Raw genomic sequence first — 15391 nt, forward strand, 5'->3', positions numbered from 1 at the left:
AATACTTATGAGCTTTTTTAAACAACTGGTTTTAGAAACAGAACAAGAACGCGCTTACTTACTGGGTTCTCCCATTATTGCCCGCTGTTTTGAGGGTGATATTGAACTAAACGACTACGTGAACTTTTTAACCGAGGCCTATCATCATGTAAAACACACAGTGCCTTTACTGATGACCCTTGGCGGTAAGCTCACCGAACAACAAGAGTGGCTGCGAGAAGCCGTTGCAGAATACATTGAAGAAGAGCTTGGTCACCAAGAGTGGATTTTAAACGACATCGCCGCCTGTGGTTTTGACAAAGAAGCAACTCGTCGCTCCGAGCCGCTTATTCAAACTGAGCTGATGGTTTCTTACGCCTATGATTTAATTACTCGCATTGAGCCTGTCGCCTTCTTCGGCATGGTGCATGTTTTAGAAGGCACCAGTGTCACCATCGCCGATATGGCCGCCGCAAAAATTAAAGACACTTTAAATTTACCGAATGCTGCATTTAGCTACTTACGCTCACATGGTTCACTCGACCAAGAGCACGTGAAGTTTTTCGAAAACTTAATGAATAAAATTGACTGCCCAAAACAGCAGCAAGCGATTATTCGTAGTGCAAAACGTTTTTACGTGCTGTATGGCAACATTTTTAGAGCATTAGACGTAACCAAACAGGGAGCTGCAGCATGAGTACAACACAGCCATTGTGTTTGCTAAGTGGCGCCAGCGGAGGCATAGGCGAAGCCATTGCCTTAGAACTCGCGTCCCAAGGTTACACGCTCATTTTAACGGCCAGAGATACCAGAAAGCTCACCGCTTTAAGTAATCAATTACCCGGCGAGCACTATATCTTTAGTGCCGATTTAACTGAGCCAACCGCTCGACACAATTTACTGTCATTCTGCGCGCAATTAGGCGAGCTCGATTTAGTGGTCAATTGTGCAGGAACATCACAATTTGGCGCCTTTGTAGCAGGCAGCTATCAAGACATAGAACATATTTTTAATGTCAATGTCACTGCTGTGATGGCGCTAAATCAATTGCTACTGCAACAGGCCAAACAACGCCCGTTCACTTTGGTGAATGTCGGCTCTGCGCTTGGTGCGATAGGACATCCCGGTTATGTGAATTATTGCGCCAGCAAATTTGCCCTGCGCGGCTTTACAGAAGCCTTAGCCCGTGAATATTCAGGCACAAATAAACGCATAAAGTATCTAGCACCTCGCGCCACTAAAACCGCGATTAACTCGCAACAGGTCAACGATATGAACACTGCTCTTGGCAATCAAGTCGATGAGCCTCAGGTGGTCGCAAAAGCCTTAATTGAACTCATTAATTCAAATAAACGACGCTTAACCTTGGGCTGGCCCGAGCGCTTATTCGTTAGATTAAATGGCGTATTACCCGAAGTTGTTGACAAAGCCCTTGGCAAAAAACTGAAAAAGATTAAAACCTTCTTTCAACCTAGTTTGGAGAAACTATCATGAACTTATTCTGTAAATTATCAGTAGCGACACTACTTTGTTCTGCATTAAGCCTGCAAACAAGCGTTGTAAACGCCCAAGAAAACAGCTTAAATGCCATTCAAAAGCAATGGGCACATGTTAACTACCAACTTGAAGATGATGCCCAGCTTGACGCCTACAAAGCGTTAATTAAAGACACCGAAGCCTTTAAAGCAGCACAGCCAAATAATGCCGATGCGCTGATCTGGTACGGTATCGTGCAATCAAGTTATGCTGGAGCGAAAGGCGGCCTAGGCGCTTTAAAACACGCTGAAAATGCCAAAGACGCATTCGAGCAAGCCCTTAAGATGAACCCGAATGCGCTGTCGGGCTCAGCCTATACCAGCTTAGGTACCCTCTTTCACAAAGTACCGGGTTGGCCAATTGGCTTTGGCGATGATGATAAAGCAGGCGAGTTGTTGCAAAAGGCGCTAGAATTAAACCCACAAGGTATTGATCCTAATTACTTTTACGGTGAATACCTTTATGATGAAAGAAAATACAAACAAGCAAAATTGTATTTAGAGCGCGCCAAGCAAGCCCCTGCACGTCCAATGCGACCTGTGGCGGACGAATTCAGACACCATGAAATCGATATGCTGATGGCGAAAGTCGATAAAAAATTAAACAAAAAGAAACGCTAAATGCGATTACTGTTAATTGAAGACGATGGGCCTCTCGCAAGGGGCCTGAAAACCTCCTTAGAAACCCAAGGCTATGCGGTCGATTGGGTGGCACTTGGCAAACTTGGGATTGAGTCTGCCACGCAGATTGATTACCAATTGGTGATCCTTGATTTAGGCTTGTCCGATCTCGATGGCCTTGAAGTCCTCACTAAGCTCAAAGCACACAATGCCTCTTTACCTGTGCTCATTCTTACCGCACGCAATGATATTAACAGCAAAGTCACTGGCCTTGACCAAGGTGCCGATGATTACCTTGCAAAACCCTTTGATGTAGAAGAGCTGATGGCCCGTTTGCGCGTGTTAGAGCGTCGCAATGGCACCAATACGCAAACCAATATCGTGGTCAATAATGTGGTGTTAAATACCCAAAACAACCAACTTATTGTTGATGGCATCGAAGTCGGCTTATCGCGCAAAGAATACATGGTGCTGCGCGCACTGATGGAAAATTTAAATCGTATTCAGTCAAAGTCGAGCCTTGAAGAAAAGCTCTATAATTGGGGGGAAGATGTTAGCTCAAATACCATTGAGGTTTACATCAGTAACTTACGTAAACGCGTCCCCAAAGACTTTATTAAAACCATTCGTGGTGTGGGATATATAATTAAACATTAATGTCTATTCAAAAACAGTTACTCAAGCTCATTCTCGCCATGGTTGTGTTGGCGACTTTTTTTGCCGCGTTGCAGAGTTATCAGCAAAGCGACCGCGAGCTTGAGCGCATTTTTGATAATCAATTGGCACAATTTACCCACACATTGGTTGCCTTAACAAAAAACGAAGCGCCTATTGAAGACAACCAACATGTTTTTCAAATTCGCTATGCAGATGGCCGTTTAGTACAAAGCCAAGCTTTAATAAAAGCAGCCAAACGTTTGCCTCGCCCTTTTCAAGCTCACGCAATGCAAAATCAGTCGCAACATTTTGATAAGCCTCAGCTTGAGCACTCAGAAGCGAGCCAATTTTCCGAAGCGGGATTTTGGGGGCAACGCTGGCGCTTATATGAAAAACACAACCATGATTACTCAGTGCTGGTCGCCGAGCCCATTCAACAGCGTATTGACGCTTCTGAAAACTTATTGCTAAGTAGCATCTTGCCCATAGTGTTGACCATTCCCGTGATTGGCTTGTTTATCTTTTATATTATTCAAAAAAGTGTGCAACCTGTTGCAGACTTAGGCAGAGCGCTCAAACAAAAAAGTCATCGAGATTTAAGCCCGCTGAACACCGAGCAAGTGCCGCAAGAGCTGCAATTGGTGACTGACAAAGTCAATGATCTCATGGCGCGCCTTGATAGCGCCTTTGACCGCGAAAAACGCTTAACCGCCAATATCGCCCACGAACTTCGCACCCCCATAAGCGTACTTACTATCACCAGCCATAATTTATTGCAGCAGATAAAAACGTCTGAGATCAGCGAGTCACAACTGATTGAGCTTAAAGCCCAAGTAGCTCGAATGGCACAAGTGGTTGAACAGATCATTGCACTATCTCGTTACACGCCTGCGCATTTTGAGCAAAGTTTAACAGCTGTTAACTTAACTGCATTGTTGCAAGAGTTGATCGGTCAGCGCTATGAACAAATCGCCGACAACGAACAAGATATAAGCCTCAATGCAGATAATGTTACCGTATTAGGGGAGCAATTTGCCCTCACCACCCTATTCGACAATCTATTAAAAAACGCCATCAAATATGCGGGCAGAGGACAGACCATCGCGATGCAAACCGTTGCGGCACCGAACGGATTTATTGGCATCGAAGTGAGCGACTCAGGCCCAGGTGTAAAACCACAGACACTTGCTAAACTCACTACACCGTTTTATCGTGACGACACCAATAAACATCAAGCAAAAGGCTCAGGGCTCGGTTTGGCCATAGTGCAACACATTGTCACGCTCTTAAATGGCGAACTGAAAATCGCCCAAAGTGCACTTGGAGGTTTAGGCGTCACAATTTACTTACCCGTTGCAAAACCCCAACAAGCTAGCCAAGGAGCGAAAATATGAGTTTACGCCCACTTTGGCTGAGTTTATTGCTGCTATGTAGCTTTTCGAGTGTTGCCAAGCTTGAAGAGTTTTATATTGAACTGAAAGATCACATTTTTGTGCCCGAGCGCATCGAGCTGCCTGCCAATAAAAAAGTTAAATTGATCATACTCAATCGAGACACCACCGCAGAAGAATTTGACAGCTTTGACTTAAACCGCGAAAAAGTCTTGTTCCCAAATCGCAAAGCAGTGATTTTTGTTGGCCCACTGAAACCCGGTGAATACGAATTTTTTGGTGAATTTAACCCCGACTCTGCCAGAGGGTTTGTGGTTGTAAAGGAGCCTAGCGATGTTCATTAATACCGTGATTATCTTTTTGCGCGACTTACTGCCGATTTTTATTTTATTCACTTATGTGCAAAACACCTTTAGGGTGCAGTTTTCAACGAAACAATTAGCAACTTTATCAGCGACCAGCCTGTTTGGCATGCTGCTTTTTGTCGCTAGTTCAGCCAATATCAGTGAATGGTTTGACGGTATGGGCTTAGAGCTCAGTCAAAGTGCTTTGCTGTTGCTCAGCGCCTTTTCATTTGTCGCGGCAGCGCAAGTTAAGCAATGGCAGTTTTTAATTTTGCAAGTGGCCCTATGCAGCTTTGCTATTTTGAAACTCGCCAGCTTTTACGTGTACTTTTTAACCGCATCGCAAGGTCATGGTTCATTGCAAATCCTGCTGATTGCCGCTTGTGTTGGCATTGGTATTTCACTCAGCTTTGCGGTGCTTTGGTCGTTCTTTCTAAACGAACTTAGCAGCCGATTTGGCCAATTTATTAACTCGCTCGCATTTGCCAGCTTTGTCGCAGGACATAGCGCACAAATTAGCGATAACCTTGCGCAAGTCGATGTACTCGGTGCGGGAGAAACCTTGTTCGATATTTCTCATATCATCGCTGACAAATCAGAGTACGGTCATTTACTCAGCGCTTTATTTGGCTTTGAAGCAGCACCCACCAGCGGCTTTGCCTTGTTTTATCTAATTATTTTTGCTTTATGTTTTAGTGCATTTAAAAACCATAAAGCGCATTTTACTAAGGAGCCAGCACCATGAATAAATCATTGCTCGGTTTTTTATTGCTTGTTGCAAGTTTTTGTCACCTATCTCCTGCCCATGCCGATGGCTTGGTGGTTGATAAGGTCTATCATCCCTATGTGCTTGCAAACGAGAAAGAGTTCGAATGGCGCATTATGTCGAGCCAAACCGAAAACAAAAACCGCCTCGGGCAACGCTTTGGCTACGGTCAATCATTTGCTGAAAACAAAATGCTCGAGCTCTATGTAATTGGCGAGCGTGACCAAGATGATAACTTCGGCGTGACTGGTTACGAAGTTGAAATGCGCTGGATGCTCACAGAGCAAGGCCAATACAGCGCTGACTGGGGAGCGATTTTTGAATTTGAAAAGCACAATGGTGAAGACAATTTTGAAGCAACCTCAGGTATCGCCGTTGAGAAAGAATTTGGTAAGCTCAGTGCCACCTTAAATGCCTTTTTAATTTATGAATGGGGCAACAGCATAGAAAACGAATTTGAAACCGAGTTTAGGGCCAAATTCAGATACCGTTATATGAGCGTGCTACAACCTTCAATTGAAATCTATTTAGGCGAAGATTTTGTCGGCATTGGCCCAGGCTTTATGGGCACTTACCGCTTTGAAGGGCAAAAGCAACTGAAGTGGGAAGCGGGTTTTATCAGTGAAATTTCACATTCAGGAAAAGATCATACTCTCAGATTTGCACTGGAGTATGAGTTTTAAACCAAATTATCCAGGTATTGACTAAAAATTACATTCAATGGCTTTTTTTAGCCATGGCCTTGTTTCAATGGACAATGATTTTGTTTCTAAAGCTTCTTCAGGTAAGAGCGCGACTTCTATCTCGAGCGGCTTAGCAATATACTTTTGTAATAGCCTTTGCAGTCCTGCCTCATCAATACTTTGAAACTTCTGCTTTAAGGCACCTCTTTGCACTCTAGTATACTTATACCCACTGAGTTGAACTTCGCTAAAAGCATTTACCCATGCAAAATAGGCATTTTTCGAATCACTATTGTATTTGTCGACTAATTCTTTCACTCTAGGCAGTGCGCGGTTATACATGTCATGATCTTCTAAAAGAGCAAAAGTAAATAATAAATTTATACCTGAATTTAACTCGCCACTTTCATATTGGCTGATCTGAAAATTACGATATGCCGCTTTAAAAAAACGATTCGCCTTTGTAACTTCCTTAAACTCAAGTGCCATGACACCCAAATTATTATTTAAGATCGCAATAACCTTTTTATTATTGACCTGTTCCGCCAGTTCGAGCGTGCGTTGAAAATAATCTTGTGCTTGACTGTTTTTCGCATAATGGCGAGCTATACCTCCTAAGCTATTGAGTGTTTTCATTTTGTCTGTCGCATTATTCGCACTCCTCAATGCACAAAGTAGCGCTCCCTCAGATTGGGAATAAAAACCACCTCTTCTCAACCATACTCCAAGGTTATAGAGAATATTGAAACGCCTTTCTTGGAAGGCTTTTTCATCTACATGACTAAAAAGAGATGCAAAAGCAGGCTCAGACGATTGGTGTTCGTGCAGCAGTAAAGACGCAAGTATCGTTAAATGATGATACTCGATGATTAAGTCATCACTTTTAAGTTTTTCCGGATCAATTTTTTTAAGCAAAAGTGATGTTTTTTTAGGATTTGAATTAAGAAAATAAGCCGCTTCATTTATGCGATATTCATCATCTTGAACTGCTTTTTCTGCAGAAACAGGTGAAAATAAGACACTCAAGAAGAGAGTAAAAACTAAGCGGGTGAAAGTCATAATAATATCTTTATAAGATGAACCATCTCTATTATAAATAATTTTAAAATGACTATAGCAGTTAAATTGTAAACGCATGTTAAATTTAGAGTTTAAGCTTCACCCTTAACTCCAGAGATGAAGCTTAGAATATATACGTTATCTTTTATCAACCTCAATCTCGCCGTCTTTCACGACAAAACTGACTTGCTCCATGACCGCAATATTTTCAAGCGGATTACCTTTCACAGCAATAAAGTCAGCAAACTTTCCTACTTCGAGTGAACCCAAGTTTTGCTCTTGTTTTAGTAAAGTTGCGGGCGTAATCGTCGCTGCTTGCAAGGCTTGCAGCTCAGTCATACCAAACTTCACCATACGGCTGAATTGTTTACCGTTATCACCATGTGGATAAACACCGGCATCTGAGCCAAATACCATTTTCACACCTGCTTTGACCGCTTTGCTAAAGCTTGCTCGTTGTTTGGCCCCCACAACACGCTCTTTATTTAAACTTTCTTCTAAAATGCCTGCTTTTTCACCTTCACCTAAAATGTACTCGGTGTTGTAAATATCCATTGAAAAATAGGTGCCGTGCTTTTTCGCAAGCCTTATCGCTTCATCATCTAAAAAGCTCACGTGCTCGACCGAATTCACACCGGCTTTAATCGCCGACTTAATCCCTTCGGTGCCATGAGCATGAGCGGCAACGGTTAAACCGCGTAAATGCGCTTCTGAAACTATGGCATCCATCTCTTCTTGGGTGTATTGCTGGGCACCGACTTTAGTACCTTTTGACAGCACCCCACCGGTCGCACAATACTTAATCACATCAGCACCGAATTTAATGTTTTCACGTACTTTGGCGCGGACCGCCCACGGCCCATCTGCAACACCTTGAGCAGTAATAGCATGCTCATGAGTCAGTAAATTGTTATCACAATGACCACCTGTTACCCCCAGTGACGGGCCTGAGGCAAAAATACGAGGTCCAGGCACATCTCCATCATAAATAGCTTGTTTTAAAGCGATATCTGAATAACCCACAGCGCCTAAGTTACGTACTGACGTAAAACCCGCTTCTAAAGTACGTTTTGCGTTACGAACACCGGTAATAGCTGCTCGTTGCGAAGTACGTTGTAAACGTTTATAGCCATGTACTTGAGCGTCACTGGTTAAGTGCACATGCATATCGAATAACCCTGGCAATAATGTGTGTCCTGGTAATTCAATGAGTTTATAATCACCCGATACTTTAGAGTGACCACGTTTAATTTCTGAGATTTTATTGTCATCAACCACCAGCGTAACAGGCTTGATAAGCTTGCCTGTTTTAACATCTAGAGCCGCATCGGCGTGAATAATTAAGTCTTCTGCAAATACTGACATACTCGCTGTTAAAGCAAATATGCTTAGCGCAATCGAGGTGAGTTTCATAATAAGCCCTTGCTGTTTTAAGTGTTTTTGTTATCTGTTTACTCATTAATTCATAAAGTTTTTGTTAATGCGAGTTTTTGCGACTTTTATAAAAGTATTAACTTACATTAATAAAAGGTACAAAATTTCTAATTTAGCTACAAAAACAACTGAATTATTTAATCACTTTCTTACTTTGGAGAATAAAATCTAATTTATTATTGCAGAATTATTACGCTTTACCTTATAATGCCCGCCCAACCGAATAGCAGCATGATGCTGACCTTCATTTTATAAAAATCATTTGTCATGGAAGCGATCGCCCTCTTAAGGTGATGGCGTTTTTGTGCGCGCGTGTTTTATAAATTAAAGTCTGATTCCTCTGTTATTCCACTAGATTGGCGAGTCACCTCGCAAGAAACCAACACACACGAGATTTAAAACACAGTTTCTTGAGGAATAAATATGAGCACCCCTGTACGCAATTTATCTCCTATCGCTGCGGCGATGGCCTTTGCACTAACCAGCTTCTCTTCAACTTCGGTAATGGCTGACGAAGCTAAAGCTGAAGACAAAAAAATTGAAGCAATTACAGTAACAGCAACTAAACGTTCGCAAGTTATTTATGAAGTGCCAATTGCGATGAGTGCATTCTCAGGTGATGACCTTGACTCACAAGGTATTTCTGACATCACTGATGTAGGCAAGTTTGTTCCTAACTTAAATATCACTGGCTTCTCAGCTGGCCACAACTCATCTGCGAACCCGTTCATCCGTGGTATTGGTCTGCAAGATCACCTTATCACCACAGATCCGGGCGTAAGTGTTTACGTAGACGGCGTTTACTTAGGCCGCCAAGTAGGTCAAAACTGGAACCTAGCAAACATTGAGCGTATCGAAGTTTTACGTGGACCTCAGGGCACGCTTTACGGTCGTAACTCAATCGGTGGTGCAATCAACATCATCACTAAACAGCCTGATCAAGCTGCAGTCACTAAAGTAAGTGCTGAAGTGGGTACTCGTGGTCGCTTAAAAGGCAGCATTTTCACTAACCAAGCCGTGACTGAAGATTTAGCGTTTAACTTCAACATGGGCTTTAACCGTCGCGGCGGTTTAGGTGAATTTATCAACCTACCTAATGCTGAATACGATGTAGGTGAGAACCAAGAATTCCATGGTCGTGTATCTGTAAAATACAATGCAAGCGAAGACTTGCGTTTGGTATTCACCGCTGATGCAAATGATGGCGAAGGTGGTACACGTCCATTCACAACCTTAATTGACGAACTACCAAATGGTCGTTTAGCACAAAGCGGTTTAACAAACGCAGACGTGGCAGCAGACCCATATGACAATGCAACCAGCACAATTGAAACTGCCACCGTTTCAAACAAAGCAAACGGCATTTCTTTAACGGCTGAATACGACATCAATGCTGATCTTGGTACTAAGTTCATCTTCTCTAAGCGTTCATCTGAATACAAAGCAGGTCTGGATGATGATGGCACAGCAGTAAAATTAGACCATTACCCTGAGCGTGGTACAGCGGATCAAACCTCTGTTGAACTACAATTAACGGGTTACTTAGGCTCTGTTGACTTCGTAACGGGTGTTTACTGGTTCAACGAAGAAGGCAGCAACCGTCAAAGCGACACTGAAGCACAATTCGACGGTGGCCCAACAAAGCTTGAGCTTGACCAAGAAACGACAAGCCGCGCAGTATTCGTAAACGTAGGTTACGATGCAACTGACGACTTACGTCTATCAGGTGGTGTACGTTACACAGAAGATGAAAAATCAGCTTCAACAAACGTATTTGACCCAGTAGGCACGATTTACTCTAGCCGTGAGTGGGACGAAGTGTCTTATGAAGTGGCTGCAAACTACACGTTTGAAAATGGCTTAAACTGGTACGGTACAGTGCAAACTGGTTACCAATCTGGTCAGTACCCTGCGCGTCCTTACTTCTTAATCGGTCAATTCTTCGGTGCCGGTGGTTTTGATAACCCAGAAGCTGCAGCAATTGTACGTGCAAACAACGCATTTATGGCGAGCGACAACATCAGTGCAATCAACTACGAAACAGGTTTCAAAGGCCAGTTAACAGATGATTTCAGCATGAGTGTGGCATTCTTCAACACTGAATATGACGACCTACCTTACCAAGTAAACACGTCAACTGAGACAGGTTTTGATACCAATAACCTGATCGTTGAGCAAACCTCTCGCGGTGTTGAATTTGAAAGCACGTATTACGTGACTGACAACTTTACGCTTCACTCAAGCTTTGGCTTTATGGACGTAGACGTTGAAGAGCAAAACGGCGTTAAGCCAGTTGCGCCACTTACACCAGAGTGGACTGCATCACTTAGCCCGTCATACACGTTTGAACTTGAAAACAACGCGACAGTAACAAGCCGCTTTGACGTTTCTTACCGTGACAGCATGTACGGTGAGCCTAGCTCAGATCCACTGCGCATGACGCAAGTTGATAGCCGTACAACAGTAAACTTTGATATCTCTTATGCGCCAGCAAACGCAAACTGGGATGTATCACTTTACGGTCGCAACATCTTTGATGAGCGCTATGATGACGCACGCATCAACACAGGTGACTACCTGCTTGTTATCAAGAGCAATGATGCGAGTGAATTTGGTGTTCGCTACCGCGCAACATTCTAATTCGCAATTAAGCTAATACTAAAACGGGGCCATGTGCCCCGTTTTGTTTTTCAGTCTTTAAAATGACCCGACATAAAGTCGGTGCTACCGATAATTAGGGTATTTCTCTCCCCCTCTAATTAGCTTTGCAACTGGCCTTTCAAACAACTGATAGCTAAGCGTCGCCGCCAACACAGATAAACCAATAAATACCCACAACTGCATTAATATTGAAATCTCTAACTTAACCACTTGCGCCAATATTGGCATATGCAGCAAGTATAAAGAGAATGAGATTTTGCCAAAAAAGTCGCCGAGTTTGTTTTCTAAAATCACATTTTTATCAGGCACTAAATATACCAATGCAAAGAAAATAGCCGACATCATCAGTAACACTTCATAACTGAGCCACATGCGATAAACACTATCAAACCGAACTGGGCTGAGATCTGGGTATAACAAGACAATACCGCCGAGCATCAAAACAAAACCATGGCTTTTTAAGTATTCGGGAATATGGGCTTTGCCGTAATGTAAGCCAAATAGCACTCCCACTATAAAGTACGGTAGACTTCTAAAAATATGCAGATCATAAGCAAGCTCAAATAATTGCCCAATTGGTCTTGGAAAGTTAAATAAAAACAGTCCGATTAAACAAGTGAAAACCAGTAAATGTACATAGCCAAAACGCCACTGGGCAATGCCCCAAAGCAACACAAAAAGCAGATAAAAGTGAATTTCTGGGGCAATGGTCCAAAGTACACTGTCGCCTTTAATAAACAACAAATGTGACAACAGAGCACTGCTATCAGGAATGTCATATAAGCTTTGAAACCCAAGCTGTATCGTACCAAATGACACCAACACGACCAATAAATACAAAGGTAAGACCCGAGCAATACGCGCCATTAAATAAGCTTTAACCTTGACCCTATTAAACGGCTTATCGGCATACAAATACGCCATTAAAAACCCACTTAACATAAAAAACAGCATGACGCCGTACTGCCCTGCTCGCCCTCCTAAAATGCCACCCAACCAGTCGGTTTTATCACTAAAGTGAGTAATTAGAACAATGATGGCCGCAAGCGCGCGTATAGTGTTAAGTCTTCTGATCTGCAAACTGATATTCTTTTTATTATTATTTTTTCCAGCATAAAGCTGAATAAGAATTCGGCAAGTAAACTTTTGTAAACCTAAATAATTTAAGCCTACAGATAAATACCTGCAAATGTTGGGTCTTGTTCGTAACACGCCATAAAGGCATCAACCACATAAGGATCATATTCTTTCCCTCGCCCTTGCACGAGTACTTTAATAGCCGCTTGAGCCCCTCGGGCCTTGCGATAAGGTCTATCGTTTGCCATTGCATCAAATGTATCGGCCACTGCGATAATTTTTGCTTCTAAACAAATTTGATTTTCAGTGAGTCCTTTAGGGTAGCCACTGCCATCAAGTCGTTCGTGATGCTGACCTATCATAGCTTGAATAGGCCAAGGAAAGTGGCACTCTTTAAATATTTCAAGTCCACTGGCTGGGTGGGTTCTTAACAACGCAAGTTCTTCGGGCATTAATTTTGAAGGCTTGGTTAAGATCATAGTGGGAATGTTTGATTTGCCGATATCATGAATTAACGCGCCAATATACAAACCCATTTTTTGTTTCTCAGGCAGATCGAGTTTTGCCGCGATTTCTGAACAGATATATGCCACATGCTTTTGATGATCTGCGGTGTATGGATCTCGCATCTCTAGACTATGAGAAATCGCCTTAAGCATTTCTAAAAGCACTTGATGAGAGCTGTATTTTGCAAACTCTTCTTCTAGCAGTTTTTCTCGTTTAACAATGTCACCCACTTTCTTGCAAACAATATCCCACAATGCGTCAACCTGCTTCTCAATCTGAGAAACCTGTTGACTTGTATAATCAGTGCTCCGATTACCAATACCAAGTACCGCCACAATCTTGTTTTCTAAGCGGATAGGAAACGCAACATGGTTCTCTAGTGGAAAATGGCCTTCAGGTAATTTGTTCTTTGTTTTTAAACTTGGATAAGCATTATGGATAACGGGCTGGTTTTGTCGGATTGCATCTCCCCATATGCCAGCCTCAGATAGAGGGTAATGGGATTCATTCACTGCTGAGCAATAAGTCAGCACACTCTTAGACCAGATATTCAGTTGTAGCGTTTGGGTGTCATCATCGTATAAATGAAAATAGCCAATTGAGCTTTCACTTAATTCAACAACTAGTTCTAAAAAGTCTTGATACACGCCACGAACAGTAAAGTATTCTCTGGTTGCTAATGTATGCCTTAGGTCCATTTCCATACTACCTCCATATGCCCCAGTTAAAGCATAAGCCAAAACTGTGTAATTCTCCAAAATTTAGACAACCTCCATTTAATTATTTATAAAACGACCTATCCCGACTCTTTATCTCCCCCTTGCTGTAAAAATTTTTTTTGATAAAGGGTTATACCGAACTAAGCAAAATACTGGTTTCTGAATTTAACACCCCGTCAATGGCTCTCACTTCTCGAAGCACTAAATCAAACTCTTGCAAATTCGAAGTCTGAATTTCGGCGATTAGATCCCACGCGCCATTGGTGGTGTGCATTTTTAACAGCTGCGGGATACCCCGTAACTTTTGAATAACTTGAGTCGTCGATTTGCCTACGACTTCGATCATCATCACCGCTTTAATGGCATCTGTTTCGATTTGCTCATGGGCGCGAATGGTGAAGCCTAAAATTGCCCCACTACTTACCAGCCTATCTAAGCGGTTTTGTACTGTGCCACGCGATACGCCGAGTATTTTTGCAAGTTTTGCCACTGGCGCTCTGGCGTCACTTTTTAAAATGGCGACCAACTCTTTATCGATGGCATCAAACAGATAAGGTTTTCGATTATCCAAAATTGCTCTCCATTACATTAGCCTTTACTTTGACCTTGAAATATCACTTTGCTTATCAAAAACTAGCAAAGTGTCAAAAATTAATACAAAAAGCATCATATTTTGACATTTAGTTTAGCTCAACTCATTTCTATTATTTGCTTAACCTGAACTTTGGTTAAGAGATTAATTATCCAAAACTCACGGTATTTATATACAAGACCCGCTGTTCAATGCGGCAAATTAGGTAGTAAAAAATGCACACAGAAACCCCGTTCAAAACACACTTTAACGCTGAACAAAAAGGCTTAGAGTCATTCAATATCAAGTCTTCAAACATCACTTTTGTGAGTGTCTCAGATATGTTGGCACTGATTAATCAATATGGTGTTGAGCAGTTGATGCTTGGCATGGTTGAGTATCTCGAAGCTGATTTTAAACGTTGGCTTGATTTTGATAAGTCACCCCGTTTTGCAGCACACTCTGCGGAGGGCGTAATCGAGCTGATGCCCGTTGCTGACCACCAGCAATTTAGTTTTAAATATGTGAACGGTCACCCAAAAAACACCAAAATCGGCCTACAGACCGTTACCGCATTTGGCGTTCTAAGCGATGTTGCCAGTGGTTACCCGCTGATGCTCAGCGAAATGACCATTCTAACCGCACTTAGAACGGCTGCGACATCGGCCATGGTGGCCAAATATCTTGCGCCAAAACACAGTAAAACGCTGGCGATGATTGGTTGTGGTGCGCAATCTGAGTTTCAGGTACTCGCATTCAAAGCCATTTTAGGGGTAACTCATGTTCGCCTTTATGACATAGAGCCTAATGCAACCAAAAAGTGCTTTAGTAATCTGCAAAGTTACGTCAAAGAAAACAGTCTCAATATTGAAATATGCCACTCAGCCGAAGAGGTCATTAAAGGGGCTGACATCATTACTACTTGCACCGCAGATAAACGTAATGCCACCATTTTAACCAGTGACATGGTAGGTGATGGTGTGCATATAAACGCTATTGGCGGCGACTGCCCGGGTAAAACAGAGCTTGAGGCGGCACTACTCAATCGTGCAGATGTCTTTGTAGAATATGAACCACAAACGCGTATTGAAGGCGATATTCAACAACTACCAAGTGACAGTAAAGTGACCGAGATGTACCAAGTCATTTTGGGGGAACAATCAGGTCGTACCCATGACACACAACTGACCATTTTCGACGGGGTTGGGTTTGCGCTTGAAGATTATTCGGCATTGCGATTTATTTTTGAGCTGGTAAAACAGAATAAAGAGGCGCAGCAGATTGAGTTATTAGCAAGCCCTAAAGACCCAAGAAACTTGTTTGGCTTAACGCAAACTCACAGCGCCCCAAGCGCATAGGTACTTCGTTATATAAAAATAAAAAAGAA

The 15391-nt window shown here is 42.6% G+C and carries 15 protein-coding genes; 10 read left to right on the forward strand and 5 right to left on the reverse strand.

The window, feature by feature from the left end; genetic code table 11:
* The first annotated feature begins 7 nt into the window (after positions 1-7).
* Genes C1E24_RS10025 through C1E24_RS10060 form a run of 8 tightly spaced genes read left to right on the forward strand, consistent with a single transcriptional unit; the run spans position 8 to position 5976 of the window.
* Positions 8-676, forward strand: coding sequence for a TenA family transcriptional regulator (locus tag C1E24_RS10025; protein WP_138481049.1), 669 nt, complete (start codon positions 8-10; stop codon positions 674-676).
* Positions 673-1473 carry an SDR family oxidoreductase gene (locus C1E24_RS10030; protein WP_138481051.1) on the forward strand — a complete coding sequence of 267 codons (801 nt, stop codon included), beginning with the start codon at positions 673-675 and terminating at the stop codon, positions 1471-1473. Before C1E24_RS10025 ends, C1E24_RS10030 begins: the two co-directional genes overlap by 4 nt.
* Entirely contained in the window at positions 1470-2135 is a 666-nt protein-coding gene (locus tag C1E24_RS10035) for a hypothetical protein (RefSeq protein ID WP_138481053.1), read from the forward strand. Before C1E24_RS10030 ends, C1E24_RS10035 begins: the two co-directional genes overlap by 4 nt.
* On the forward strand, positions 2136-2792 hold the full coding sequence (locus tag C1E24_RS10040; RefSeq protein WP_138481055.1) for a response regulator: 657 nt from the start codon (positions 2136-2138) through the stop codon (positions 2790-2792).
* Positions 2792-4186 carry an ATP-binding protein gene (locus C1E24_RS10045; protein WP_138481057.1) on the forward strand — a complete coding sequence of 465 codons (1395 nt, stop codon included), beginning with the start codon at positions 2792-2794 and terminating at the stop codon, positions 4184-4186. The genes C1E24_RS10040 and C1E24_RS10045 overlap by 1 nt, the downstream gene beginning before the upstream one ends.
* On the forward strand, positions 4183-4527 hold the full coding sequence (locus C1E24_RS10050; RefSeq protein ID WP_138481058.1) for a cupredoxin domain-containing protein: 345 nt from the start codon (positions 4183-4185) through the stop codon (positions 4525-4527). Before C1E24_RS10045 ends, C1E24_RS10050 begins: the two co-directional genes overlap by 4 nt.
* Entirely contained in the window at positions 4517-5272 is a 756-nt protein-coding gene (locus C1E24_RS10055) for a hypothetical protein (protein WP_138481060.1), read from the forward strand. The genes C1E24_RS10050 and C1E24_RS10055 overlap by 11 nt, the downstream gene beginning before the upstream one ends.
* Positions 5269-5976 carry a hypothetical protein gene (locus C1E24_RS10060; RefSeq protein ID WP_138481062.1) on the forward strand — a complete coding sequence of 236 codons (708 nt, stop codon included), beginning with the start codon at positions 5269-5271 and terminating at the stop codon, positions 5974-5976. Before C1E24_RS10055 ends, C1E24_RS10060 begins: the two co-directional genes overlap by 4 nt.
* A gap of 21 nt (positions 5977-5997) precedes the next feature.
* On the opposite strand, the gene C1E24_RS10065 is transcribed toward C1E24_RS10060, so the two are convergent.
* On the reverse strand, positions 5998-7035 hold the full coding sequence (locus C1E24_RS10065) for a tetratricopeptide repeat protein (RefSeq protein ID WP_138481063.1): 1038 nt from the start codon (positions 7033-7035) through the stop codon (positions 5998-6000).
* 138 nt (positions 7036-7173) lie between these two features.
* Entirely contained in the window at positions 7174-8448 is a 1275-nt protein-coding gene (locus C1E24_RS10070) for a metal-dependent hydrolase family protein (protein WP_138481065.1), read from the reverse strand.
* Positions 8449-8892: 444 nt separating this feature from the next.
* Here C1E24_RS10070 and C1E24_RS10075 point away from each other — a divergent pair, with 444 nt between their 5' ends.
* The gene (locus tag C1E24_RS10075; RefSeq protein WP_138481067.1) at positions 8893-11109 is read left to right on the forward strand and encodes a TonB-dependent receptor; all 2217 of its coding nucleotides are present in this window, start codon (positions 8893-8895) and stop codon (positions 11107-11109) included.
* Positions 11110-11193: 84 nt separating this feature from the next.
* Here C1E24_RS10075 and C1E24_RS10080 read toward each other — a convergent pair whose 3' ends face one another.
* The 3 genes from C1E24_RS10080 to C1E24_RS10090 form a co-directional block, all read right to left on the reverse strand.
* A complete protein-coding gene (locus C1E24_RS10080) occupies positions 11194-12210 on the reverse strand; it encodes an acyltransferase family protein (protein WP_138481069.1) in 1017 nt (338 codons plus the stop codon).
* 89 nt (positions 12211-12299) lie between these two features.
* Complete coding sequence (locus C1E24_RS10085; RefSeq protein WP_206078128.1) at positions 12300-13418, reverse strand: HD domain-containing phosphohydrolase; 1119 nt, start codon at positions 13416-13418, stop codon at positions 12300-12302.
* Between the two features lie 145 nt (positions 13419-13563).
* The gene (locus C1E24_RS10090; protein ID WP_058030352.1) at positions 13564-14004 is read right to left on the reverse strand and encodes an Lrp/AsnC family transcriptional regulator; all 441 of its coding nucleotides are present in this window, start codon (positions 14002-14004) and stop codon (positions 13564-13566) included.
* A gap of 236 nt (positions 14005-14240) precedes the next feature.
* Here C1E24_RS10090 and C1E24_RS10095 point away from each other — a divergent pair, with 236 nt between their 5' ends.
* Complete coding sequence (locus tag C1E24_RS10095; protein WP_138481071.1) at positions 14241-15362, forward strand: ornithine cyclodeaminase; 1122 nt, start codon at positions 14241-14243, stop codon at positions 15360-15362.
* The last annotated feature ends 29 nt before the right edge of the window (positions 15363-15391 follow it).

Origin of the sequence: Pseudoalteromonas phenolica (assembly GCF_005876835.1) — a bacterium.
Classification (GTDB): domain Bacteria; phylum Pseudomonadota; class Gammaproteobacteria; order Enterobacterales; family Alteromonadaceae; genus Pseudoalteromonas; species Pseudoalteromonas phenolica_B.